Below are 22,951 nucleotides of genomic sequence, written 5' to 3' on the forward strand. Positions count from 1 at the left end.
GCGGAGCCCATCATGGAAAAACGTGAAGAACTCTACCGCGGCAAAGCCAAATCGGTTTACAAGACCGACGACGCTGACCGCTTGATCCTGCTGTTCCGCAACGACACCTCGGCGTTCGACGGCAAGCGCATCGAACAGCTCGACCGTAAAGGCATGGTGAACAACAAGTTCAACGCCTTCATCATGCAAAAGCTCGAAGAAGCGGGTATTCCAACCCAGTTCGACAAGCTGCTGGGCGACAACGAGTGCCTGGTCAAGAAGCTCGACATGATCCCGGTCGAATGCGTCGTGCGTAACTACGCGGCTGGCAGCCTGGTCAAGCGTCTGGGCATCGAAGAAGGCACCAAGCTCAACCCTTACACCTTCGAACTGTTCCTCAAGGACGACGCCAAGGGCGACCCGTTCATCAACGAATCCCACGTTGTGGCGTTCGGCTGGGGCACCGCCGAGCAACTGGCTCGCATGAAAGAGCTGTCGATCAAGGTCAATGACGTGCTGACCAAGCTGTTCGACGACGCCGGCCTGCTGCTGGTCGACTTCAAACTCGAATTCGGCGTATTCCACGGTGAAATCGTCCTCGGCGACGAATTCAGCCCGGACGGCTGCCGCCTCTGGGACAAGGACACCCGCAAGAAAATGGACAAGGACCGCTTCCGCCAGGGTCTGGGCGACGTCATCGAAGCCTACGAAGAAGTCGCAAACCGTCTGGGCGTGCCGCTGTAAGCGGAAAAAAAACACGCAAGCGCTTGATAGCACGAAAAAAAACAGCAGAAGGGCTTCGCCTTCTGCGTTGATGCTGTTATGATGCGCGCCGTTGGAGAGATGCCAGAGTGGCCGAATGGGACGGATTCGAAATCCGTTGTACCTTCACCGGTACCTAGGGTTCGAATCCCTATCTCTCCGCCATTACGTAAAAACCTTTGTAAATCAATAAGTTACAAAGGTTAAGAAGCAGCGATTGGTAGCAGCAGTTTGTAGCAATTTTTTGCCAAGCTGCAGCGATCAAGTCGCTGTTTTTTTTCGTCTGTATTTTTAGGTGACTGATCATATCCCCCGTCAGGTCTACGTAGCCCTTCTGTGATCGTCTAAGATGCGATAGGGCGTCGTTCGCATCACGACGTGTGATACGAGCAAGGTTTGATAAAAGCTCTTACACTGCAGCTACGGGATCTGTGAGCTTTGCGGCTATACATCTAAATTCACCAAAGTAGGGCTTGCCATCGATGTTGAGCAAAGCGAGGATGTTCAACGGCACATCGCCATCATGGAACGGAAACCAAAATGCCTTATCAAGCTCAGCTTGTTTGTTTAGCCAACTCACGAAAACCCCAAGGCAAGTGCATTGCTGGCAAAATTTGGGGAGGAGATCACCACGGCACGTGGGTCCGTCCTGTGAGTAATCGTCCTCAAGATTCGATCTCTGACGTAGAACGAACCTGCCAAACTGGGCAATTTGCTCAGTTGCGTGATTTTCTATCTATTTCCTTTTCCAATGCCCATGGACATGCGTTTCAGCAAGAAAATCATGTGATCCAGCATCCACCCGTTTGGGTTCAAAACGGGCAAGCGTCAATTGCTGACCTAGCCAATCTTGTGGACACACCGCTTGCTCTGTGGGAAAACAATCATCACAGCTACTCAGGTTGCAATGACAAGGTTCCAGCTGAGATCCTTGTTAATCACCGATCTAGTCTCTACTTGATTCGCCCCCAAAATATCCGGATCAGAGTCTCTGCCGAGGGGGCGTATCGTGGTGATGGGACGCTAAAAGCAAGGGCAACATTTTCGTACAACAGAATTAACTACTCCCTTATCATCACCGATCATGACGTGGAGCGATATTATCAGCAGCAAGGTGCCGGTGAATATACTCCAGAGGGCGTGAGCTATTTTACGGTTAGCCTCGGTGACGTGAGCAACGGTTTTGCTTATAAATTGATAGCCGCAGTGATCTAAGGGTAAATATGAAAATTTTCACAATAGGTTTTACTGAGAAAAAAGCCGAGCGTTTTTTCTCTCTTATTAAATTGTCAGGTACGAAGCGAATTGTTGATGTACGACTTAATAACTCGTCGCAACTTTCAGCCTTCGCCAAAAAAGACGATCTAAAATATTTCCTCAAAGAACTTTGTAATGTTGACTACATCCACGTTCCGGATTTAGCCCCGACAAAAGAAATTTTGTCCCCATACCAGAAAAAAGAGATTTCTTGGCAGCAGTATGAGGAAAAATTTCTAAATCTCATGGCGAAACGAAATATTGAAAAACACGTAAAACCAGAAATTATTGATGAGGGTTGCTTGCTTTGCAGTGAGCATCAGCCGCATCAATGCCATAGACGGCTGGTGGCAAATTACCTTAAACAGGCGTGGGATCAATCTGATGCGGTTGTCAAAGATTTAGTATGAGTAAAGATGCAAAAGTTTTAATTGCATACCCTATCGACTTCCTTTCATATTCAAAATTTGAAAGGAAAGTCGATAAAATTATTGGCTGTCTTGAAAAAGTAGAGCTGATTTACGTTGCTGATGAAAACGGCTTTATCGAACAATATTCGGCGTCCAAGGGACTGAAAGCGACCCCTTTCGAGGCAGACAACGAAGCGTTAAAGAAAGCAACGCACGCTATCCTTTTTCAAGATGAAGAAAGAAATTGCTTTTTTATTTTGTATAACGAACTACAAGACAGAAAAATACCAACAAGGGTGATAAATTTAAAAATCACAAAGGTATCTAATAAAGACAATGGTGATAGCTACGATATTTATATTGGCAGAGGAACCCTGTGGGGAAACCCGTACCAGATGGGTAAAGAAGGCACACGCGACGAAGTTATAGCCAAGTTTGCTTATGATTTCGAAAAACGCTTTTTGAAATTACCCGAGAAATTTGATGAAAACATCGAAAAGCTCAGGGGCAAGACTCTCGGTTGCCACTGTAAGCCTGCGGCATGTCATGGTGATGTGATCGCTAACTATCTTAACTCCCAAGACGATGGAAAGTAACTCGACGGCATTACGCTTAGCGGGTGTCCAGACGTTTTCTCACTCTGTGGGTATTGGCCCGGTTGCGAACGCCCGGCCAATGGTGCGTTAAAGCCCTCGATTTTTGATCAGGGTGGTTTTGAACGCTGGGACTTGTACCAGTGTGAAGAACTACCGAATATGCGGTGTGTGTGTCGATCCCGCACATGTGGCGGCAATGAGCCACCCTGTTGCTATATTCTTTCTCTATGCCATAGGAGATAGAGCACCATGATCAAGGAATCAAAGGAAGAGATTTTTATAAAAAAGGTCTTTCACCATTTTGGATTCGACCTTGAAAAAATCAGAGAAAGCGACACAAAAAGCCCGGACTTCCTCACATCAGATGGTCAGTATAAAATTCTGTTGGAATTGAAGACGAAAAATGAAAGCCAAGAAATTCTTGATGAAAGAGATACGGTGTTAAAGACGGGCGAAATTTATTCAAAAACCACGCCGCTACGCCGAAATAATAGAATCTCGAAATTATTTGACAAAGCTGCTAAGCAGTTCCACTCAAAGAAAGAAACCGTTGAAGCTGATTTTTGCTTTCTTATTCTGCACGCATGCGGGCCTGCCACCTCTTATCATTTGAGTCAGTTTGAAGCTTCGGCATATGGCTCAGTGAAACTGATAACTTATGGCATTACTAATGAACCGTTAAAAGATTGTTACTATTTCCAAAATAGTGATTTTTATAAGCATCAATCCATAATTGATGGAGCAATATTTGTAGGGGAAAATAACCTGCAATTCTGCATTAACGATCTATCACCACGTTATGACGCTGTGAAAAAATGCGGTTTTGTGAAAGCGTTCACTACTGGCGTGGTCGATCCGACTGCTAAAGAGACCGCAGGCAAGGCGTATTCTATACGAACCAATATTGATAGAAATGATGAGTACGAACTCATTGAACATATCAAGAAAAAATATTCGATAGACAAAGTAACCCCGTTTAATTTTATGCATCAAATACTTATCACAAGAATTGCCGCAAGTGAGGAGGAATAAAATGGCGGATAACAGGAAGCTAACAAAACGCCAGCACTACCACATGCGAGCAATTTTGAAAAATTTCTCGGTAGGTGAGGATCTAAGTATTTTTTACAAAGATGGAAGCATTGGATGCCTGACATACGAAGACAAAGCATTTTATGGGCATATTGCATGGTCGGATGAAACAGAAACACGTTATGGAGCCGTCATTGAGAAAAAAGGACTTGGGCAAATACGTCACATCCTAAATACTCGTGGAGTGTCCGACCATCAAGATATATCGACATACCATATATTTTGGCGTTTACGTCACATGTATGCTGTGACGCCTGGGCCAGTGACTAAAATTTATGAAGGTTTCGATTTCGGTACGTTGGAAGAAGTCAAAGACTGGGCCAATAGGCATGGGAAAATCTACGTCAATGGGGATGGCACCATTGATGGCATGTTTGCGGCAACTCTCAGGATTCAAGAAGGGCTTGATCGGTACCGTAAAGAATATGAAGGAGTTTTTTGGTCAGTAGGGATCGCAGAAAACGGCGGATTGATTTCGGCAGACAACTACCAAAGGTCTTTAATGTTTCCTTTATCGCCTCATATTTTGCTATGCGGCAAGCGTAAAAAAAATAAGAAGCCTTGGATTATGACTGACGAAGAAATCACGCAGGCAAACCAAATGGCGAAAGATGAATGCCATGATTTCTGTTTTTCAAAGCCTAAAAGCCATGATGCTATCGCATCATAAGGCCTGTAAAGCCTCTGCTCGTTGGGGTTGGTATTGAGATTCTGAAAGTCCCTATCTCTCCGCCATACAAATAAAGACCCGTAGCTGATTCAGCTACGGGTTTTTTATTGCCTGAGATATGGATCATTTCCGCGTACGTGCTTCATTTGGTCTGATTTACAGCGTCCCTAACGCGCCGATACACGTGCTGCGTGAGGGGCTCTTTCGAGTGCTCTAGCCGGGTGATGTCGTCAAAGGGGTCGTCGATCAGGTCAGGCAACAACTGCCGCACTATGTTTAGACGTTGCGAACGAGGGTTACCAGAATCGCGGTATCGTGAGAATATCTGTAGCGGATGTTAACTGTCATAGTGAGTACTTGATGTTTAGCTCGGGGATCGAGAAGACTATTTTGCTAACGCTTTTGGCTGCTGTTGGCGGGGCGTTTAAGTTGGGGCTTGAGACGCAGCACCGCTGGCTAGTGGGGAGTGAGCAGGAAGTGGTTGCGAAAGGCTCTTATATAAAACTCAAAGAGCTTGAGGATGGCTATTATTCTAAGAAGTATGTGGATGAAAATTATCTATCGAAAAGTTCCGTACTGGAAGGCTTTGTTACGAAGAAGCAGTATAAGGAGATTGCGGCTGAGTTAGTTGAATGTCGCTCTAAAGCGCAACTTGCTGCTAAGGCGCTGAAGTCTGAAACGAAAAAACTTTCGTATGGTGAGGTGTGGCATCCCCAAAATCCTGAGTTCGTCATACGATTCGACAGCTACTCAGTGGATGTTGATAGTGTCTTTACTGGCATCGTTACGACTATTTTGCCTGAGTCGGAGCGTAGCACCTACAGGATGTCGCCTTTAAGTAACTCTAGGGTATACAAGTTCAGGTATGAGGGACAGAGCTATAGCCTTAAGCTGGACTTTAAGAACGTCAGGGATGAAATTTTTTTGGAGGCTACGCTCACCCAGATTTTGTGATTTATTATTTGATAATCAGTCACGGAAAATATGCCTAACTGGCGGGTGTTTTGTTGCTGATAGTCAACCTTGGGTGCGAGCGGCAATAGGGTGTTGGGATAGGCCGGAAGTCAGTCGCAAAAACTAGATTTGTATTTTGTATGTCGATCCAATCGGGCAAAAAATGGGGTAATTCATCCTTCCATTGTTGCCATCCAATGCTCAGTGAGCGGCTTTCTGGATTGCTGGGAATCAACCTGTAGCACTGGTGACGGAGGGCTGCAGGCCTTTTTTTGCCCAGTACCCAGACACAATGGAAGTGTGCTGTGCTGAGCGGTTTACCTCCTTTGGAAACGGGCTCACTCTTTCGAGTACTGTTCTGCCTCGTTGATGCAGTGCTCGCAGAGAGCGCTGCCATGGCAGGCCTCTTGTTCGAGTGATATTGCCAACTCTTTGCCTTCAAGGACTATCTGGCAACCCTTGCGGTAGCTGCCCGGGTCCGTCGGACCCTCGCATGCTCTCTGGCGATGAGCGCAATGACTGCATTTTGAAGGGCGCTCAATTGGTCGGAACCCTTGGCAATGGCGAGCTTGGCTATTCGGCTAACCTTGGCGTGCTCATTGGATTTTTGCAGTATTCAGGCGCTCGTTCCGCTCATGCAGTACACGAACAATGAATACGACCCGGGTGCGAACCACATAGCTCACTACGAAGGGGTAGCGGGTAAGCACCAGCTCGCGCACGTCCGGGGTTTGGGAAGGGCGTCCCATCCCCGTAAACGTCGCGAGCTGCTCAATGGATTCCAGAATGGTATTTACGACTTCGTCAGCTCTCTGGTGGCCCATCAGCCCCGCGTAATGCTCATGAATCGCTTCCAGATCGCTATCGGCTTTTTCACTTAACTCGATTTGCGGCACGCGCTACCCACTTGGCTTTAACGGTTTCCAGATCGATCGTCTTCCCTGCATCGATGTCGGCCAAGCCTTCATCAATGGCTTTCAAATGCCACGCTTCTGCTTCAACGTAGCGAGACAGAGCACGTTTCAGGTGGTACTGACGATCACGGTCCGTGGCAAGGGCAAGCTGGTCGAGCATTTCGACCAAGCCTTCTTCTACCCGGAATGACAGAACAGGCGATGCCATATTGGCCTCCACGGCTGATAGCTGTAAACAATGTATACAATAAATTAATTGGTATACTCAGTTTACTTGCTAGCGCACCGGGTTTGTCAACGTTCAGTCAAAACAGATTTTACTGAGAGTTTACTTTTATCGGCTTCTCATCCGTCTAGCTGCTCAGTCAGATGCCGTACAAGCCTATCCCTGAGGACTTCCAGCTCGTCGTCATTCAGAACCAGCTGCTCACGGCAAGGATATGGCTGCGCTGACACGATTGTCAGCGCCCTGCTGAGAAGCGGCTTTTACCATTAGACCAACCGAGACACCGCTCGAACGCGGCGTCCCGGCCAGTAGATCAAGCGCGGTAAGGTGCGTAGTCGATGTAGCCCTGCGCATCGCCACCGTAGTAGCTGTCACGGTCCGGGGTCGTCAGGGGCCAGCCGTTTTTCAGGCGGGCGACCAGGTCGGGGTTGCCGATGAAAGGCTGGCCAAACGCAGCAAGGTCGATCAGGTTTTCTTCCAGCAGCGCATCAGCGCGTTCACGGGTCATGTCGCCGGCGAGGATCAGCGCGGTGTTGCCCAGTTCGGCCTTGCAGTGCTTGAGCAGTTTGCGTAATGCCTGCTCCTGCGCGGCGGAGCTTTCGCCGGCCATGAAGAAGTGCGTCTGGTCCATGACGTGTACATAGGCGATGCCGCGTTCGCGCATGCCTGCGCACAGCGCAGAGTAGGTTTCGTCGATCTCCGGGTAGAGCGGCATGTCGAACAACTGGCCATAGGGCGAGATGCGAATACCAACGCGGTCGGCACCGATTCTGGCGCAGGCGGCATCGACCACTTCGAAGACGAAGCGCAGCCGATCTTGCAGGTTGCTTGCGCCGTATTGATCGGTGCGGTCGTTGACCTGCGGGTTGAGGAACTGCTCCAGCAGGTATCCATTGGCGCCGTGAATTTCCACGCCGTCGAAACCGGCGTCGATCGCATTCTGCGCGGCCTGGGCGAAATCCTCGACGACTCGCGCCACTTCTTCGGTGGTGAGCGGGCGCGGCACGGAGGTGGGCACGAAGCCGGGTTCGCCGTCTTCGCCATAACCGAACGCAACTGCACCCTGTGCTTGTCTGGTGGTGGCGCTGACCGGTGCTTGGCCGTCGATCTGGATCGAGGTATGGGACACGCGGCCAACATGCCAGAGCTGCGCGAACATGTGACCACCGACGCTGTGGACCGAGTCCGTCACCAGCTTCCAACCCTGGATCTGCTCCGGTGTATAGATGCCTGGATTGAACAGGTAGCCCTGGCCTTCACGGGAGATCGGCGTGCCTTCCGACACGATCAGGCCGGCGGTGCCGCGCTGGGTGTAGTGCAGCGCGATCTGTTCGGTGGCGATGTCCTCGGGGGCACGCGAGCGGGTCATTGGCGCCATGACGACGCGGTTGTTGAGGGTCGTGTTGCCGAGTTTGAATTCATTGAACAGAGTCAAGGCAGTCTCTCCTGTGGAGGGAGAATCAAAAGGACAATGACGGCAGCAGCCTTGGACGGCGGCTGTCAGGGGATTACTGGCGACGTGTCAGCGGTAGCGCAACGAGCACTCCGATGCCCATTGGCCACCCGCCAGCTTGCCAGGCAGGGATGTTGCGGCCGCCATCATCAGGACTGATAGTCCGAGCGTGAGGTGTTGTCCGGGGCCAGTTCAGCGCTGTATTAGGCTTCAATCCGAACAGGTTTTGACATAGTCTATTGGAGAAATGGCGTTTGATTTTTGCTGGTTTCTATCAAGTGAGTGGAATGGAATTCAATAATCGGAGTGTCTATGTTTTCGTCTGAGCGCCTCAAGGGTATCGATGTGTTCGTCATCGTCGCCGACATGGGCAGCTTCACGGCCGCAGCTGAACGGTTGAACCTGACCAACTCGGCGATCAGCAAGAGCATTGCGCGATTGGAAGGGCGTCTGCGCACCCGGTTGTTCCAGCGCACTACGCGTCGGCTGTCGCTCACCGAGGCAGGGGAAACCTTCTACCGTACCTGCACAACGGTCCTTTCGGATCTGGAGGAAGTCGAGATTGCGCTGACTTCGACCCAGACCGAGCCACAGGGCAAGGTGCGTATTGATTTGCCAGCTTCGTATGGGCGTTTACATGTCCTGCCGTTGATTCTTGATTTCATGAAGCAGCACCCCAGGTTGCAGCCCCATGTGTCTTTTTCCGATCGGTACGTCGACCCGGTGCACGAGGGCATCGATATCGTCGTCAGGATTGGTGGTTCAGATGCCTGGCCAGCCGCCATGGCTCATCAGTTTTTTGGAACGCAGAAGCTGATTTTTTGCGCGTCGCCCGAGTATGTAAATCAATATGGGCAGCCCAAAACGGTGTCGGACCTCGATGATCACCAGTGCATCGGCTATGGGCAAAATGACGGTATGGCGATCCCCTGGTATTTCAAGGGCCGCCAAGCAGGGGACATGGAGCGCAGAATCATGCATCCGCACATTGCCGTGGGAGACGGAGAGGGTGAGGTAATGGCAGTGTTGGCGGGGCTTGGTATCGCTCAGCTACCGACCTGGCTGGTCCAGGGGCATCTGAACAGCGGCAGGCTGGTGGAAGTGCTGCCGGATCTTGCTACCGAAGGCCTTCCGATGAATCTTGTCTGGCTTCGAAGTCGCGAGGCGCTGCCAAAAGTCAGCGCTTTGGTCGCCTACCTGGGAGCCAATCTCACGCCTGCCGGGCGTGTTGAGCGGGCTTGAATAATCATTGAATCGGGGATGATCGCAAAGCCGCTTACAACACAGAATCGCGAAACCGTCCCTGTCTCCTCAGCCTGACGTGATGGAAAACTCGGGGAGGATGTGCTCCTGAAGTTCATCGATCAGCTCCAGAGAGGGGCGCCGCGTGGGCTTGAGGTTCAAGGCAACATGATTGATCCCGGCTTCGCGTTGCCGCGAGAAGAAGTCTTTCAGCGCCTTTCGACCGCCCCGCAGCATCCGCCCCGTTTGTAGCGGCGCGTCAGGATTGGTGTCGAGATCGAACATCGCGCCATAGCCGAAAGGGATGAACCCCCTGGAAGCGGTTGCCTCACGCCAATGCGGTACAGCCTCCGGCATGCGCGGCGCGTCGCCATGCCAGATCCAGGCATCTACATTGGCTGCAAGCCACTCCAGGCTCTGTCCAGCACGACCGATGGCAATGATAGGGACGCGTTGGGCTGCGGGTTTGGGGACCAGATCGATATCGCCCCGCAACTGGCCGAAATGCTGTGTCTTCAGGCGCGGAAATGACTCTGAAATCAGCGTTTTGATCAGCGTTAGCGCTTCCTGATAGCGTTCCGCCCGGCTGGCAAAGTCGACCCCGAAAGCCGGGTACTCTGTTGCCCGGTCACCCGAAGCCATGCCAGCGAGAAAGCGGCCTCCCAGGAGTTGGTCCGCCGTAGCGATCTGCTTGGCGGTGATAACCGGCTCTCGCAACGGGCTGACGATGCCTGCAGTGCCGATGGCGATTCTATGAGTGAGCGCTGCCAGCCAGCCCGCGTACACCAGCGGATCAAGGACCTGGCCGGTATCGCCAAATGACGGATCGTAAAACGGCACATCGCGCAGCCACAGCGCCGCAGCATCGCTCTGATCGAGGCGCTGCACGATCTCGGCCTGGTCCTCCAGACTGGGAAAAGGGCCGTCAGGATAGCCGCGCGCGGGCGAGATGAATCCGATGGTCAACTGATCAGGCTGGAATGTACCGCTGAACGCCGTATGGTTCTCCAGGCTGAGCGATTGATTGTTCTGAGTCATCGTTTTACTCCGTTTCGGAAATCGATCATTCGATTCTATAGATGACCTTTAGGCGGATCTCCGATCTTTTGGATCAGTCATTGTGAAAAAAAATCATCAATATGCTGTCTGCAACAGTTGAGCGAACGACTGGCTGCCCATGCAGATTACAAGCACTGACATCATCCTCCTGCAAAATTACGTGGTTTTCATACCTACCCTTTGGCCATTCGCAAACTAATCCTGCCTCCCGGTTTCGCTTTCGCCCTTTCTGATCTATACCTTGGGTTCAACGTTTTGTGAGGCGAGGAGCTATCAGATGTCGGACGTAGATCAGGTACAAAAGTCGCAACCTTCTCCCAGCCAGAGCCACGATGACGTGATTGCTCAGTTCAAGTGGCAGGGCAAGCAGATCGACTGGTTGCTGCAATGGCTGGTCAAGTTTGTTGCCAACACCAAGGTTGAGATGGGCGTGACGCTGTCGGTGGGCGGGAATCTGGTTTCCGGGCATCTGATTTCTCACGATGCGTATTTCGAGCAGTTGGCCGACGATATCTCGGCACCGTTCAGTTCGTTCGCCAACGGCACTGACGCGACCATGAAAGAGATGATCCTGTCCTTCAAGCCCGGTGAGTCATCTGAAGACACCCCGGCCTTCCATTTCATTCACTTGAAGGACTGCCGCACCTATTCCACTGACGGCAACCCGATTTGTGATGCCGGTGTGCTGTGGCGGGGCCGGATCTCGGCAGTCGATGGGTTCACCATCGGGCTTATCGCTGAAAAGCCTGGCGCAGCCTGATCCCATGAAGCCCCGACGTCCGTCGGGGCTTTTTCAACCCGAGACCATGATGCCTTCCAGCGTGCCGACTGCACCGGCTGGTCATGGGATGCTGCGCCTGCAATAGCGTCACTTAGCCACTCTTTGCGCGACAAAATGTCGCAAGCCGCTGTCAGGCGAGTAATATGTCTGCCCTGACCTTATCCGCCGAATGGTTTTCGGCATGGCCTGATAGAGAACTGGCGACAAGAAAAAACAACAAGAACTGAGCCAGGCTGCCCGCCCCGGTCGACGTAAAGAATTAATGAGTAGACGAAAAAGGCGATTAGAGAAAATGACCAACACTTCGCGACCTTTGTACATTTCCTACGCAGGACCCTCACTGCTGGAAATGCCCCTGCTGAACAAAGGCAGTGCCTTCACCCCGCAAGAGCGGGTCGAATTCAATCTGATCGGTCTCCTGCCGCAGAACGTAGAGACGATCGAAGAGCAAGTCACCCGGGTCTACAGCCAGTACAAACAGTGTGCGAGCGACCTGGACAAGCATATCTACCTGCGTTCGATCCAGGACAACAACGAAACCCTGTTTTTCCGTCTGCTCGACTCCCACCTGGACGAGATGCTGCCGATCATCTACACGCCGACGGTGGGGCAGGCCTGTCAGGAATTCTCCAAGATCTACCGCACGCATCGCGGCCTGTTCATTTCCTACCCCGAGCGTGACCGCATCGATGACATTTTGCGCAGCGCGACTAAGGATCGGATCAAGATCATTGTCGTGACCGACAGCGAGCGAATTCTCGGCCTGGGCGATCAGGGCATCGGCGGCATGGGCATTCCGATCGGCAAACTGTCGTTGTACACCGCTTGCGGCGGGATCAGCCCGGCGTACACGCTGCCGATCGTGCTGGATGTCGGCACCAACAATCGTGAGCTGCTGGACGACCCGATGTACATGGGCTGGCGTCACGAGCGGGTATCGGGCAAGGAATACGAAGACTTCATCGCGCTGTTCATCGACGCGGTGCAGCGTCGCTGGCCGGACGTGCTGTTGCAGTTTGAAGATTTCGCCCAGTCCAACGCCATGCCGCTGCTCGAAAAGTATCGCGACGAACTGTGCTGCTTCAACGATGACATCCAGGGCACCGCTTCGGTTGCCGTGGGTACGTTGCTGGCGGCCTGCAAGGCCAAGAATGAAACCCTCGGCCAGCAGAAGGTGGTGTTTGTCGGAGCCGGTTCGGCAGGCTGCGGGATCGCCGAGCACATCATCGCAGCGATGCGCATTGAAGGCCTGAGCGAAAGCGAAGCGCGCAAACGTATTTTCATGGTTGATCGTTTCGGCCTGTTGACCGAAAGCATGGACAACCTGCTCGACTTCCAGAAACGACTGGCGCAAAAGACCGCCGACGTGTCTGGCTGGACTGCCGGCTCGGAAGCCTTCCCACAGTTGCTCGACGTGGTCACCCACGCCGGCGCCACCGTAATGATCGGTGTGTCCGGGCAGCGCGGTCTGTTCACCGAGCAGGTGATTCGCGAACTGCACAAGCATTGCGCCAAACCCCTGGTCATGCCGCTGTCCAATCCGACGTCCAAAGTGGAAGCCACGCCGGAAGAAATCCTGCGCTGGACCGACGGCAATGCGCTGGTGGCCACCGGCAGTCCGTTTGCGCCAGTGGAAATCAACGGTCGCACGGTGCATATCGCGCAGTGCAACAACTCCTACATCTTTCCGGGCATCGGCCTCGGCGTGGTGGCCTGCAAGGCATCGCGCATCACTGACCGGATGCTCATGGCGGCGTCCAATGCGCTGGCCGAGTGCTCGCCGATGGTGACAGGGAAGGGCGATGCGGTGTTGCCGCCGCTCAAGGAAATCCAGCAGGTCAGCCGCAAGATCGCGTTGGCTGTGGCCAGGGAAGCGCAAGCCGAAGGGCTGGCGCTGGAAACTACCGAAGAGGCACTGCTTGAGGCCATCGAGCGTAATTTCTGGTTGCCGGGCTACCGGGCCTACCGCCGTCGCTCGGTCTGATCAGGCGCGGTTGAAAGGATGACGTCTCCGCAAGCTTGCTTGCGGAGACACGCTGCTCTGCAAATGCGGTAATGCTGCAACGAATTTCTTTACAGTGAAATAAGCTTCATTCAACCCAATCCTCTCACCATTTTCACATAAAATTGATGATGCGCTGCCTACAGTGCGCGCCATCGGGGAGTTCACTGGCTCCTGAATGCCCGATGCATATTCATTCGATAAGCAGACCACGATGCCGACACCCAGAACTGTTCGTCCAGAAGTTGTAACCCTACTTGCCAGTGCGTTTCTGTTACTGGGTTTCAATATCAATCTCTGGCAGCATCTTTTCTCGATTACCAGCGCCGATAGTAAAGGGTTGGCCATGCGCTTTGCGTTTGGCTTGATGATTTTTTGCGTGTTCAATATCGTGCTGACGCTGTTGGCATTCCGTCGTGTGTTTAAACCGGTGTTGATCAGTCTGTTTATGATCAGCGCGGGGGTGGTTTATTTCATGACCGAATACGGGGTCATGATCGACGCTGGCATGTTTCGAAACTTCGCCGAAACCAACGTTACGGAAGTGCAGGGGCTGCTGTCTTTAAAACTGGCCTTGTATATCCTTCTGCTGGGCGTAGTACCCTCGCTGATACTCTGGAAACTGCCGATCAGCTACCGTCGCTGGCACCTTGAACTGTTCAGCAAACTGCTGGTGACGGTTGCGTGCTGCGTGGCAATCGGCGGCGTTGCACTGGCCAATTACCAGGGGCTGTCGTCATTGTTTCGCAATCACCATGAGTTGCGCCTGATGGTGGTGCCAAGCAATTACATTGGTGCGTCGCTGGGCTACCTGAGTGAGCAGGTGCTCTCTGCAAGGCGCCCGTTCGTCAAGATCGGCGAGGACGCCAAACGTTCTGCGGATTGGGCCACGCATGCTCGCAAATCGTTGACCGTGCTGGTGGTCGGCGAAAGTGCCCGGGCCGAGAACTTCGGGATCCTTGGCTATGGTCGTAACACCACGCCCAACCTCAACAAGGAAAGCGGGCTGGTGGCGTTTACCGATGTGTATTCCTGCGGCACCGAAACCGCCGTGTCGGTGCCTTGCATGTTCTCCAGCATGGGGCGCAAGAATTACAACGCTACCCAGGCGCGCAATCAGGAAGGCTTGCTGGATGTACTGAAGCGCGCGGGCATAGACGTGATATGGCGTGACAATCAGGCCGGCTGCAAAGGCACCTGTGATCGAGTGACCTTCCAGGACGTGAGCAATCTCAAGGACCCGCTGTTGTGCAACAACCATGAATGCCGGGACGAGATACTCTTGCAAAACCTGCAGACCTTTATCGACAGTCTCGACAAGGACACGGTGCTTGTTCTGCACCAGATGGGCAGCCACGGGCCTGAATACTACAAACGTTACCCAAAAGAGTTTGAAAAGTTTACCCCGGTGTGTGAAAGCAATGCGCTGAACAATTGCAGCCGGGACAGCATCGTCAATGCGTACGACAATACGTTGCTTTACACCGACCATGTACTGTCCACACTGATTGATCTTCTACGCGCCAATCAAAACAAGGTCGATACCGCCATGGTCTACCTGTCGGACCATGGCGAGTCGCTGGGCGAGTACAACCTGTTCCTGCACGGCACGCCTTATGTGCTGGCGCCTGATCAGCAAAAGCATGTGCCGATGATGGTCTGGTTGTCCGATAACTATCAGAAGTCCTTTGCCGTCACGCCGGAGTGCCTGGCCAAACAGCGTAATGCACCGTTGAGTCAGGACAATCTTTTCCATTCCATGCTCGGCCTGCTGAAAGTCGATACCAAGGTTTATGACCCCAGCCTCGATATGTTTGCCGGGTGCCGCAGCGAGTTGGCGGCCACCGACAAGTAACCACGTGCGCGGCGTTCCGGGTATTGATCGTCCTCTCACGTTATGGGGACGATCATCGGCAGCGCGTTTGCCCGGCAGTCGCTGTTCCCGTCCGTCATTTGCATGAAGATGCGCCAGACCCGGACGACAGACGCGCGATAATCTCCCATGACGATATATACTGCGCGCCATTGTTGAAGGGAGAGCCATGTGGCCATCGATATTCACTGGATTCGCGACGACGACAGCCTCGCCCGGCATTGCGCACAATGGCAGTCACTGCCTTTCGTGGCGCTCGACACCGAGTTCATGCGGGTCGACACTTTTTATCCGATCGCCGCGCTGCTGCAGATCGGCGACGGGCAGAGCGCCTGGCTGATTGATCCGTTGCTGATCAACGACTGGCGGCCGCTGTCTGCGTTGCTCGAAAACCCCGACGTCATCAAAGTGGTGCATGCGTGCAGCGAAGACCTCGAGGTGTTGCTGCGCCTGACCGGCAGCCTGCCGGTTCCGCTGTTCGATACCCAGTTGGCAGCCGCCTACCTGAACCTCGGTTTTTCCATGGGCTACTCGCGCCTGGTGCAGGAGGTCCTCGACATCGACCTGCCCAAGGGCGAAACCCGTTCCGACTGGCTGCAACGCCCGTTGTCGGAAACGCAGGTCAGCTACGCTGCCGAAGACGCCGTGCACCTGGCCGAGTTGTTCACCATCCTGCGCCCGCGCTTGTCCGACGACAAATACGCCTGGCTGCTGGATGACGGCGCCGAACTGGTCGCCAACCTGCGCCGTGAGGTGGACCCGTACGAGGTGTATCGCGACGCCAAGCTGGCCTGGAAGCTGTCCCGCGCCCAGCTGGCGGTGCTGCGCGAGTTGTGTGCCTGGCGTGAGCGTGAGGCGCGCGCCCGTAATCTGCCGCGCAACCGTATCGTGCGTGAGCACTCGCTCTGGCCATTGGCCAAGACCCAGCCGGACAACCTCGGCGCGCTGGCGCGGATCGAGGACATGCACCCGCGTACGGTCCGTCATGACGGCGAGTTTCTGCTCGAGCTGATCAAGACCGCGAGCGTGTTGCCTCCCGAAGAGTGGCCACCTGCGTTGCCCGAGCCACTGCCCATTGATGCGGCCGGGTCGATCAAGCGTCTGCGCGCAATCGGCCAGCAATACGCCGAGCAACTGGACATGGCGCCGGAGCTGATGCTGCGCAAGAAGACCCTCGAAGCCCTGCTCAAGAGCGGCTACCCCGACGGTCCTTACCAATTGCCCGACTCGCTGCGTGGCTGGCGTCGCGAGTTGATGGGTCAGGCGCTGCTGGACAGCCTGGCCACCCCTGGAGAACCGTCTTGAAGCGCATCTGCTCGATTTATCGCAGCCCGAAAAGAAACGAGATGTACCTTTACGTCCTGAAGAGCGACGTCCTCAAGCGTGTGCCGCCCGAGCTGCTGGTGGCCTTCGGCAAGCCGGTTCATGCATTCGATCTGGTGCTGAGCCCCGAGCGGGCGCTGTCGCGCGAAGATATCAATGTGGTGCTGGAGAACCTCGACAGCCAGGGCTATCACTTGCAGATGCCGCCGGCTGAAGACGATTACATCGAGCACTTGCCCGAAGAGCTGCTGCGCCGCAACGATCCCATGTAATCGTTGCTCACGTTGTAAAGCGGCCCACATCGACGTGGGTTGCCTGTCCTGTTTTTAAGGTTTTTGAAACATGCGCGTTCTGATTGCCGAGCACGATTACCACGTTTACACCCAATTGTTGCGCAAGGCTGCGCCTGATCTGGAAGTTTTCAGCACTGGCGATTCTGCCGAATTGTCGCGCATGGCCAGCGACTGCCCGGTCTGGCTGGGGCAGCCGGACCTGATGGCCAACCTGTTGCGGCAGGGGCACACGCCGCAATGGCTGCAATCCACCTGGGCGGGCATCACGCCGCTGCTGGCTGACAGCCTGTCGCGCGACTATCGCCTGACCCGCGCGGTCGGGATTTTCGGGCAGGTCATGGCCGAATTCGTTTTGACCTACATGCTTGGCCATGAGCGCGAGGTGCTGGCGCGCCTGATGAGCCAGGTCGAGCGCAAGTGGGACAACCGCACCGGGCAGAGCCTGTCGGGCCGCAAGGCATTGATCGTCGGTGCCGGTGATATCGGTCAGCGCGTTGCCGAGTTCCTCCTGCCGTTCGGCGTGCAGGTGTACGGTGTGGCTTCCAGTGCGCGCACTCAGGAACCGTTCATCGAAGTGACGGCGTTGTCAGACATGACGGGTCTGCTCGGCGAGATGGATTACGTCATCAACCTGCTGCCCAACACGCCCGAGACGCACGACCTGTACGACGCCAAGCTGTTCGCCAGCTTCAAGCCCACGGCGCTGTTCATCAACGTCGGACGCGGGGTGGCGGTCGTCGACGCAGATCTGGTCGAGGCGTTGAAGGAAGGGCATCTGGCTGGCGCGGTGATTGACGTCTGCCGTCAGGAGCCTTTGCCGCAGCGGCATCCGTTCTGGACTGCCTACGGTCTGCTGTTGACCGGTCACAGCTCGGCGCCTACCTCACCTGTGGCCATGACCGAGCTTTTCGTGCATAACCTGAACGCTTTTCAGGCCGGAGAAACGCTGCGCGGCGAGGTCGATTTTTCGCGAGGTTACTGACGCCCTTGCCTGCGAGCCGACGTTTCAGGCGTCGGCTCGCAGGTATCGATCACCGCAAACAGTCGGTTACAGCGAAAAATCACCTTCGGCGGCCAGTTCTGCCAGCGGCTTGCGCGGGCTTGGCACTTCGCGGCCTTGCAGGTAGTCCGGCAGGGTCGATTTGTCACCCAGCTTGCCAATCGCGACGGCCGCGTGCACTGCGTAGCCCTCGGGAATATTCAACTCCTTGCGGGTCAGATCCTGATCGAAACCGGCCATGCCGTGGGTGTGCCAGCCGCTCAGGCTGGCCTGCAGTGCCAGGTAACCCCATGCCGAACCCGTGTCGAAGGTGTGCCATAGAGCCGGGCTCTCTTCGCTTGCGCCGGGGGCGACGAAGGTGGTCTTGGAAATGACGATCACCAAGGCCGCTGCGTGTTGCGCCCAACTGCGATTGAACTCGTTCAGCAAGCCCAGGTAACGCTCCCAGTTCGGCGTATCGCGACGTGCATAGAGAAAGCGCCAAGGCTGCGAGTTATACGCCGATGGCGCCCAGCGTGCGGCTTCGAAAAAGCTCAGCAGGGTTTCCTGGTCGATGCTTTGGCCGTTGAAGGCACGTGGCGACCAGCGTTCGGTGAATTGCGGGTCGATCGGGTGATCGGCGATGCGAGGGTTCGTGCTCATGAGAGTCCTTGATAGCGAAGGTTGAAAACGAGCGTGGCTTGATGGGCCGTGGTCGGCAGGCATCGCTTGAACGCACTGAAAACCCGTTAACGCTACTGTTTTGCCCTGTCGCTGACAAGTCCCGGCTACCGGCAGTCGCAAGTGCTTGGCCCGCACCCCGTGTACCTCTAGACTGGCGGCCTTTTCATTATCGATACCGTTGTCCGAACCATGGCCGCTAAAGTTGAACCCTTCTGGATGCGCAAGACCCTTGACCAGCTCGATACCCAGGAGTGGGAGTCTTTGTGCGATGGCTGTGGCCTGTGCTGCCTGCAGAAGCTTGAGGATGAGGAAGACAACGCGGTTTATTACACGCGAATTGCCTGCAAGCTGCTGGATCTGAAAACCTGCCAGTGTTCCGATTACGCAAACCGTCGTGCCTCGGTGCCCGATTGCATTCAGTTAACGCCCGGTCAGGCAGATGAGTTCAAATGGCTGCCACCGACCTGTGGCTATCGCCTGGTCAGCGAGGGCAAGGATCTGCCGCTCTGGCACCATCTGGTGTGTGGTGATCGCACGGCCGTGCATCACGAGCGTATCTCCCAGTCAGGTCGCATGCTCAGCGAGAACAATGTGGCCGAAGACGACTGGGAGGATTACCTGATTTTTCGCGCAGGTTGAACGCTTAAATGACCGGTTTTGGCTCGGTCAGCTCTTCCACGCCTTTGGCAGCCGCCGTCTTCACGGCATGTTCAGCGTCGTCCTTGAGGGTGTTCAGTTCCGCACCGGCACGTTCGATGGTCGAGCGTGCGCTCTGCAGATCGCTGCGGCCTTTTTCCATCAGGCTCTTGGCCGAGCAGTGACCACTGATGCCGCGTGCCAGCGCCGCGCCGCCGATGGCCAGTTGGATCAGGCCCAGAAAGCCGCCACGACGGACGCCTTTACCCATCAGCAATACGCCGCCAGCCAGCGAGCCGATACGCTCCCAGCCCTGGACATTCTGCTCGGGTTTGCGTTGAAGCAGTTCAGGTGTGTCGATGCGTTCGATGATCGGGGTGTCGCGCATGATGGCTCTCCATGAGGTAGTAGGTCGGAGTTGGCAAATTGGAAGCAGTTGCTCGATTCACAGAAACTGACTGCCCATGCGCGACACAGGTTCAATGCTTTTCCGTCAGCGGTCGCTGGCCGGATCAATTTTCTCGCGACCGAACTGCGGACCCGAACGGGTATTGATACCTTTGGCCATGCGGTCATAGAGAACAACGTTGACGGTCGCCGCCAGGTTCATGCAGCCCTCGGTCGGGATATAGACCACGTCTTCGCACCAGTCGCGAATCTCCTGATCCAGCGAGCCATCTTCCGGGCCGAAGATATACAGCGCGCGATCAGGGTGCGTGTATTCGGGCAGTGCGCGGGCGCCGTCGACCAGTTCGACGGCCACCGGAATGCAACCCAGCGGCAGAATGCTTTTGAGGTCTTCGATGCCGATCAGCGGGATGTCCTGATGGATTTTCTTGGTGTCGGTGATGAAGTCCCGCGCGCGTTCATAGCGTTTACCGGTATAGAACACCGACGCCACGCCGTAACAGCCGGCCGCACGCATGACGGAGCCGACGTTTTCCGGGGACTTGGGGTTGTAAAGACCGATGCAGGCGTACCGTTTGTTGGCCACGGGGAGGGTGCTCTGAAGAAAACCGGGGATTATACGGCAGCCTCGGAGCAATACCATTGACTGTGTTCAGAACCACATGCGCACGCCGACCACCAGTCGCGCGTCCTGGGTGTCTTCGTCGTCCTCGCGCGCGTAATCGGCCGTCTTGCCGTAGGAGCGGTCCCAGCTCACCCCGACATAAGGGGCGAATTGCGGGGTGATCTCGTAGCGCAGTCTGAGGCCGAACTCGCTGGTCGACAGGCCCGAACCATTGCCGCGTTGCGGGTCGTTCTTGCCGTAGAAGTTCAGCTCCGCGGTGGGCTGCAGCACCAGATTGTTGGTCAGTTGGAGGTCGTAGTCGGCCTCCAGGCGAGCGGCGGTCTGTCCGGCTTCGCCGATGAACGCGGTGGCCTCGATATCCAGATCCGAAATGGCTTGGCCCTGCAGGCCGAAGGCGGCCCAGGTTTGCGGCGCGCCCGGTTTGAAATCCTGACGTGCTCCGGCGACCACGTCCCACCAAGGGCTGATCGAGTGGCCCCACAACGCCTGGATTTCCGCTTCTTCGGTCTTGCCGTTGGTTCGCTCACCTTCGGAGCGCAGCAGCAGGCGGTCGATATCACCGCCAATCCAGCCGGACAGGTCCCAGGCCAGAGCGCTGCCGTCGTTGGCGTCCTGCCATTCCAGCTTGTCGGCCAGAAAGTAACTGTTGATGGCGCTGTCATGAACCTGATGGCCCGCGTGGATGGTGTACACCGCAGCCCGGTCCGCATCAGTGATCGGCGGGATCGGGGTTCGGCTCTGGTTGGGCGCAGCCTGTGTCGAGGGCGTGTCCTCGCTGTCGCCGGCGTCCATATGCATCGCATGGCTGTCGTGGTCCATGCCCTCCATTCCGGCGGCCAAGGTCGGGGCCCACGGCGTGGCGGTCAGCCCGGCGGCCAGCAACAGCATCGGCAGGCGGGGCGAATTCAGCGTTCTGCTCAACATCAAGGTCCTCATTCTTCCACCCGCACTTCGCGGAACATGCCCATTTCCATGTGGTACAGCATGTGACAGTGATAAGCCCAACGGCCCAGCGCATCGGCGGTCACGCGATAGCTGCGGCGTGATCCCGGTGGCATGTCGATGGTGTGTTTGCGCACCATGAACTGTCCATTCTCGTCTTCGAGGTCGCTCCACATGCCATGCAGATGGATGGGGTGGGTCATCATCGTGTCGTTGACCAGCACGACACGCACCCGCTCACCGTATTTGAGCATCAGCGGTTTGGCGTCCGAGAACTTCACACCGTCGAATGACCAGGCGTATTTTTCCATATGCCCGGTCAGGTGCAGCTCGATCGTGCGACTGGGCTCACGGCCGTCCGGGTCTTCGAAGGTGCTGCGCAGGTCAGCGTAGGTCAGGACTCTGCGGCCATTGCCCCTGAGGCCGATGCCCGGATCGTCGAGCTTGGGCGAGGTGCTCATGGCTTGCATGTCGACCAGCGGGTTGTTGTTTTCGCTCTCGGGGTGCGATTGCGGAGTCGGCGTTTTCTGGGCCGGCGTCTGCGCGTGGTCCATTGCGGGCATCGCGTCGTGGCCCATCTTGCTGTGGTCCATGCCTGACATGTCGTGCGTTGCCGGGGCTGCGGCGTGGTTCATGCTGCCATGCTCCATGCCTGCCATGCCCATATCATCCATGCTCAACAGCGGGCGTGGATCGAGGGGCGGAACGGCAGCCTGCAGGCCGGGCCTGCTGGCCAGGGTGCCGCGGGCATAACCGGTGCGGTCCATGGACTGTGCGAACAGGGTATAGGCACCTTCCGCCGGCTCGACAATCACGTCGAAGGTTTCCGCCACTGCGATGCGCAACTCGTCGACGGTCACCGGCTTGACGTGCAGGCCGTCGCTGGCCACTACGGTCATCTTCAGGCCCGGAATACGCACGTCGAAGTACGTCATTGCCGAGCCGTTGATCAGCCGCAGTCGGATCCGCTCGCCAGGCTTGAACAGCCCGGTCCAGTTCATGTTCGGCGCCTGACCGTTCATCAGGTAGGTGTAGGTCGCGCCGCTGACATCCGCGAGATCGGTCGGGTCCATTCTCATCTTCGCCCACATCCAGCGATCCCTGGTGGTCTCGCTCCAGCCTTTTTCACCCACGTCGTTGATGAAGTCGCCGACGGTGCGCTGGTTATTGTTGTAGTAATCGGACTGTTTCTTGAGCGTTTTCATCAGCTGGACCGGCTCTTCGTCGGTCCAGTCGCTGAGCATGATCACGTGTTCGCGGTCGTATTCGAACGGCTCCGGCTCTTTCGCGTCGATCACCAGCGGCCCGTAGACCCCCGACTGTTCCTGGAAGCCGGAGTGGCTGTGATACCAGTAGGTGCCGTGCTGCCTGACCTTGAAGCGGTAGACATACAGGCCATCCGGCGCAATACCGTCAAAACTCAACCCCGGCACGCCGTCCATGTTGGCCGGCAGGATGATGCCGTGCCAATGGATGGATGTGGCTTCGTCGAGCCGGTTTTTGACCCTCAGGGTCACGGTGTCGCCTTCGCGCCAGCGCAGCAGCGGGCCGGGAATACCGCCATTGATGGTCTGCGCGGTCTTGGCATTGCCGGTGATGTTGACCTGGGTTTCGCCGATATACAGATCGAACTCGGTGCCGGACAACCCGTTGGGCTGGCCCGGATTGGCCACCGCCCACGCCGGGCTGCGCCACAACCCGAGGCCGCCGAGCAGGCCACTGGCGGCCAGCCCTTTCACAAAGGTTCGTCTTGAGGTTCGGGTGGGCATGGCGAGATATCCGGTCGGTCGG

General features: G+C 55.5%; 24 protein-coding genes and 1 tRNA gene. 16 read left to right on the top strand and 9 right to left on the bottom strand.

Annotation, left to right across the window (positions count from 1 at the left end):
- Positions 1–12: 12 nt before the first annotated feature.
- The 8 genes from purC (at position 13) to KUIN1_RS08065 (ending at position 5,720) form a co-directional block, all read left to right on the top strand.
- Positions 13–723, top strand: a complete 711-nt coding sequence (gene purC / locus KUIN1_RS08030) for a phosphoribosylaminoimidazolesuccinocarboxamide synthase (protein WP_024651789.1) — start codon at positions 13–15, stop codon at positions 721–723.
- A 93-nt stretch (positions 724–816) separates the two neighbouring features.
- Positions 817–906: transfer RNA gene (locus KUIN1_RS08035), tRNA-Ser, on the top strand.
- Between the two features lie 375 nt (positions 907–1,281).
- The gene (locus KUIN1_RS08040; RefSeq protein WP_152091920.1) at positions 1,282–1,956 is read left to right on the top strand and encodes a dual OB domain-containing protein; all 675 of its coding nucleotides are present in this window, start codon (positions 1,282–1,284) and stop codon (positions 1,954–1,956) included.
- An 8-nt stretch (positions 1,957–1,964) separates the two neighbouring features.
- A complete protein-coding gene (locus KUIN1_RS08045) occupies positions 1,965–2,408 on the top strand; it encodes a DUF488 domain-containing protein (RefSeq protein WP_032658508.1) in 444 nt (147 codons plus the stop codon).
- Positions 2,405–3,004: a DUF4326 domain-containing protein gene (locus KUIN1_RS08050; RefSeq protein WP_152091921.1), complete on the top strand. Its 600-nt coding sequence runs from the start codon at positions 2,405–2,407 to the stop codon at positions 3,002–3,004. Before KUIN1_RS08045 ends, KUIN1_RS08050 begins: the two co-directional genes overlap by 4 nt.
- A gap of 249 nt (positions 3,005–3,253) precedes the next feature.
- Positions 3,254–4,036, top strand: coding sequence for a hypothetical protein (locus KUIN1_RS08055; RefSeq protein ID WP_152091922.1), 783 nt, complete (start codon positions 3,254–3,256; stop codon positions 4,034–4,036).
- Position 4,037: 1 nt separating this feature from the next.
- Positions 4,038–4,766: a hypothetical protein gene (locus KUIN1_RS08060; RefSeq protein ID WP_032658515.1), complete on the top strand. Its 729-nt coding sequence runs from the start codon at positions 4,038–4,040 to the stop codon at positions 4,764–4,766.
- Positions 4,767–5,126: 360 nt separating this feature from the next.
- A complete protein-coding gene (locus KUIN1_RS08065; protein WP_152091923.1) occupies positions 5,127–5,720 on the top strand; it encodes a hypothetical protein in 594 nt (197 codons plus the stop codon).
- Between the two features lie 596 nt (positions 5,721–6,316).
- Here the strand turns inward: KUIN1_RS08065 and KUIN1_RS08070 are convergent.
- The 3 genes from KUIN1_RS08070 to KUIN1_RS08080 all read right to left on the bottom strand — a co-directional run bounded on the left by KUIN1_RS08070 (position 6,317) and on the right by KUIN1_RS08080 (position 8,295).
- Positions 6,317–6,616 (bottom strand): type II toxin-antitoxin system RelE/ParE family toxin, encoded by a 300-nt coding sequence (locus KUIN1_RS08070; protein ID WP_152091924.1) that lies wholly within the window; start codon positions 6,614–6,616, stop codon positions 6,317–6,319.
- The gene (locus KUIN1_RS08075) at positions 6,594–6,842 is read right to left on the bottom strand and encodes a CopG family ribbon-helix-helix protein (RefSeq protein WP_003345556.1); all 249 of its coding nucleotides are present in this window, start codon (positions 6,840–6,842) and stop codon (positions 6,594–6,596) included. Before KUIN1_RS08075 ends, KUIN1_RS08070 begins: the two co-directional genes overlap by 23 nt.
- A gap of 331 nt (positions 6,843–7,173) precedes the next feature.
- Positions 7,174–8,295, bottom strand: coding sequence for an alkene reductase (locus tag KUIN1_RS08080; protein WP_116886401.1), 1,122 nt, complete (start codon positions 8,293–8,295; stop codon positions 7,174–7,176).
- A gap of 330 nt (positions 8,296–8,625) precedes the next feature.
- On the opposite strand from KUIN1_RS08080, the gene KUIN1_RS08085 reads away from it, so the two are divergent.
- On the top strand, positions 8,626–9,555 hold the full coding sequence (locus tag KUIN1_RS08085; protein ID WP_104652694.1) for a LysR family transcriptional regulator: 930 nt from the start codon (positions 8,626–8,628) through the stop codon (positions 9,553–9,555).
- Positions 9,556–9,624: 69 nt separating this feature from the next.
- On the opposite strand, the gene KUIN1_RS08090 is transcribed toward KUIN1_RS08085, so the two are convergent.
- Positions 9,625–10,593 (bottom strand): LLM class oxidoreductase, encoded by a 969-nt coding sequence (locus KUIN1_RS08090; RefSeq protein ID WP_152091925.1) that lies wholly within the window; start codon positions 10,591–10,593, stop codon positions 9,625–9,627.
- Between the two features lie 298 nt (positions 10,594–10,891).
- On the opposite strand from KUIN1_RS08090, the gene gvpU reads away from it, so the two are divergent.
- From gvpU to KUIN1_RS08120, 6 genes are all read left to right on the top strand, one after another.
- The gene (gvpU, locus tag KUIN1_RS08095) at positions 10,892–11,374 is read left to right on the top strand and encodes a gas vesicle accessory protein GvpU (RefSeq protein ID WP_010432140.1); all 483 of its coding nucleotides are present in this window, start codon (positions 10,892–10,894) and stop codon (positions 11,372–11,374) included.
- Positions 11,375–11,687: 313 nt separating this feature from the next.
- The gene (locus KUIN1_RS08100; protein WP_024651792.1) at positions 11,688–13,379 is read left to right on the top strand and encodes an NAD-dependent malic enzyme; all 1,692 of its coding nucleotides are present in this window, start codon (positions 11,688–11,690) and stop codon (positions 13,377–13,379) included.
- 232 nt (positions 13,380–13,611) lie between these two features.
- Complete coding sequence (locus KUIN1_RS08105) at positions 13,612–15,252, top strand: phosphoethanolamine transferase (protein ID WP_172980040.1); 1,641 nt, start codon at positions 13,612–13,614, stop codon at positions 15,250–15,252.
- Positions 15,253–15,441: 189 nt separating this feature from the next.
- Positions 15,442–16,575 carry a ribonuclease D gene (rnd, locus tag KUIN1_RS08110; RefSeq protein WP_003407217.1) on the top strand — a complete coding sequence of 378 codons (1,134 nt, stop codon included), beginning with the start codon at positions 15,442–15,444 and terminating at the stop codon, positions 16,573–16,575.
- Positions 16,572–16,865, top strand: a complete 294-nt coding sequence (locus KUIN1_RS08115) for a YcgL domain-containing protein (RefSeq protein WP_003407219.1) — start codon at positions 16,572–16,574, stop codon at positions 16,863–16,865. The genes rnd and KUIN1_RS08115 overlap by 4 nt, the downstream gene beginning before the upstream one ends.
- 70 nt (positions 16,866–16,935) lie before the next feature.
- Positions 16,936–17,868, top strand: a complete 933-nt coding sequence (locus tag KUIN1_RS08120; protein WP_024651794.1) for a D-2-hydroxyacid dehydrogenase — start codon at positions 16,936–16,938, stop codon at positions 17,866–17,868.
- Positions 17,869–17,934: 66 nt separating this feature from the next.
- On the opposite strand, the gene KUIN1_RS08125 is transcribed toward KUIN1_RS08120, so the two are convergent.
- Positions 17,935–18,528 (bottom strand): nitroreductase family protein, encoded by a 594-nt coding sequence (locus tag KUIN1_RS08125; protein WP_011267101.1) that lies wholly within the window; start codon positions 18,526–18,528, stop codon positions 17,935–17,937.
- Positions 18,529–18,738: 210 nt separating this feature from the next.
- Between KUIN1_RS08125 and KUIN1_RS08130 the strand changes: the two genes are divergently transcribed.
- Positions 18,739–19,188 (top strand): YcgN family cysteine cluster protein, encoded by a 450-nt coding sequence (locus tag KUIN1_RS08130; protein WP_003407229.1) that lies wholly within the window; start codon positions 18,739–18,741, stop codon positions 19,186–19,188.
- A gap of 4 nt (positions 19,189–19,192) precedes the next feature.
- Here the strand turns inward: KUIN1_RS08130 and KUIN1_RS08135 are convergent, their stop codons facing one another.
- The 4 genes from KUIN1_RS08135 to KUIN1_RS08150 form a co-directional block, all read right to left on the bottom strand.
- Positions 19,193–19,573 carry a YgaP family membrane protein gene (locus KUIN1_RS08135; RefSeq protein WP_024641153.1) on the bottom strand — a complete coding sequence of 127 codons (381 nt, stop codon included), beginning with the start codon at positions 19,571–19,573 and terminating at the stop codon, positions 19,193–19,195.
- Positions 19,574–19,678: 105 nt separating this feature from the next.
- Positions 19,679–20,179: an RNA methyltransferase gene (locus KUIN1_RS08140; RefSeq protein WP_003317406.1), complete on the bottom strand. Its 501-nt coding sequence runs from the start codon at positions 20,177–20,179 to the stop codon at positions 19,679–19,681.
- A gap of 66 nt (positions 20,180–20,245) precedes the next feature.
- Positions 20,246–21,142, bottom strand: coding sequence for a copper resistance protein B (locus tag KUIN1_RS08145; RefSeq protein WP_172980041.1), 897 nt, complete (start codon positions 21,140–21,142; stop codon positions 20,246–20,248).
- Between the two features lie 8 nt (positions 21,143–21,150).
- Positions 21,151–22,929: a copper resistance system multicopper oxidase gene (locus KUIN1_RS08150; protein WP_032607382.1), complete on the bottom strand. Its 1,779-nt coding sequence runs from the start codon at positions 22,927–22,929 to the stop codon at positions 21,151–21,153.
- Positions 22,930–22,951 lie beyond the last annotated feature (22 nt).

Origin of the sequence: Pseudomonas sp. KUIN-1, assembly GCF_009176725.1 — a bacterium.
Taxonomy (GTDB): Bacteria; Pseudomonadota; Gammaproteobacteria; order Pseudomonadales; family Pseudomonadaceae; genus Aquipseudomonas; species Aquipseudomonas fragariae.

Bases quoted from the DNA above. Each gene is read 5' to 3' on its own strand.
- purC (WP_024651789.1), top strand. From the start codon at position 13: ATGGAAAAACGTGAAGAACTCTACCGCGGCAAAGCCAAATCGGTTTAC.
- KUIN1_RS08040 (WP_152091920.1), top strand. From the start codon at position 1,282: ATGCCTTATCAAGCTCAGCTTGTTTGTTTAGCCAACTCACGAAAACCC.
- KUIN1_RS08045 (WP_032658508.1), top strand. From the start codon at position 1,965: ATGAAAATTTTCACAATAGGTTTTACTGAGAAAAAAGCCGAGCGTTTT.
- KUIN1_RS08050 (WP_152091921.1), top strand. From the start codon at position 2,405: ATGAGTAAAGATGCAAAAGTTTTAATTGCATACCCTATCGACTTCCTT.
- KUIN1_RS08055 (WP_152091922.1), top strand. From the start codon at position 3,254: ATGATCAAGGAATCAAAGGAAGAGATTTTTATAAAAAAGGTCTTTCAC.
- KUIN1_RS08060 (WP_032658515.1), top strand. From the start codon at position 4,038: ATGGCGGATAACAGGAAGCTAACAAAACGCCAGCACTACCACATGCGA.
- KUIN1_RS08065 (WP_152091923.1), top strand. From the start codon at position 5,127: ATGTTTAGCTCGGGGATCGAGAAGACTATTTTGCTAACGCTTTTGGCT.
- KUIN1_RS08075 (WP_003345556.1), bottom strand. From the start codon at position 6,842: ATGGCATCGCCTGTTCTGTCATTCCGGGTAGAAGAAGGCTTGGTCGAA.
- KUIN1_RS08085 (WP_104652694.1), top strand. From the start codon at position 8,626: ATGTTTTCGTCTGAGCGCCTCAAGGGTATCGATGTGTTCGTCATCGTC.
- KUIN1_RS08090 (WP_152091925.1), bottom strand. From the start codon at position 10,593: ATGACTCAGAACAATCAATCGCTCAGCCTGGAGAACCATACGGCGTTC.
- gvpU (WP_010432140.1), top strand. From the start codon at position 10,892: ATGTCGGACGTAGATCAGGTACAAAAGTCGCAACCTTCTCCCAGCCAG.
- KUIN1_RS08100 (WP_024651792.1), top strand. From the start codon at position 11,688: ATGACCAACACTTCGCGACCTTTGTACATTTCCTACGCAGGACCCTCA.
- KUIN1_RS08105 (WP_172980040.1), top strand. From the start codon at position 13,612: ATGCCGACACCCAGAACTGTTCGTCCAGAAGTTGTAACCCTACTTGCC.
- KUIN1_RS08120 (WP_024651794.1), top strand. From the start codon at position 16,936: ATGCGCGTTCTGATTGCCGAGCACGATTACCACGTTTACACCCAATTG.
- KUIN1_RS08125 (WP_011267101.1), bottom strand. From the start codon at position 18,528: ATGAGCACGAACCCTCGCATCGCCGATCACCCGATCGACCCGCAATTC.
- KUIN1_RS08130 (WP_003407229.1), top strand. From the start codon at position 18,739: ATGGCCGCTAAAGTTGAACCCTTCTGGATGCGCAAGACCCTTGACCAG.
- KUIN1_RS08135 (WP_024641153.1), bottom strand. From the start codon at position 19,573: ATGCGCGACACCCCGATCATCGAACGCATCGACACACCTGAACTGCTT.
- KUIN1_RS08145 (WP_172980041.1), bottom strand. From the start codon at position 21,142: ATGTTGAGCAGAACGCTGAATTCGCCCCGCCTGCCGATGCTGTTGCTG.
- KUIN1_RS08150 (WP_032607382.1), bottom strand. From the start codon at position 22,929: ATGCCCACCCGAACCTCAAGACGAACCTTTGTGAAAGGGCTGGCCGCC.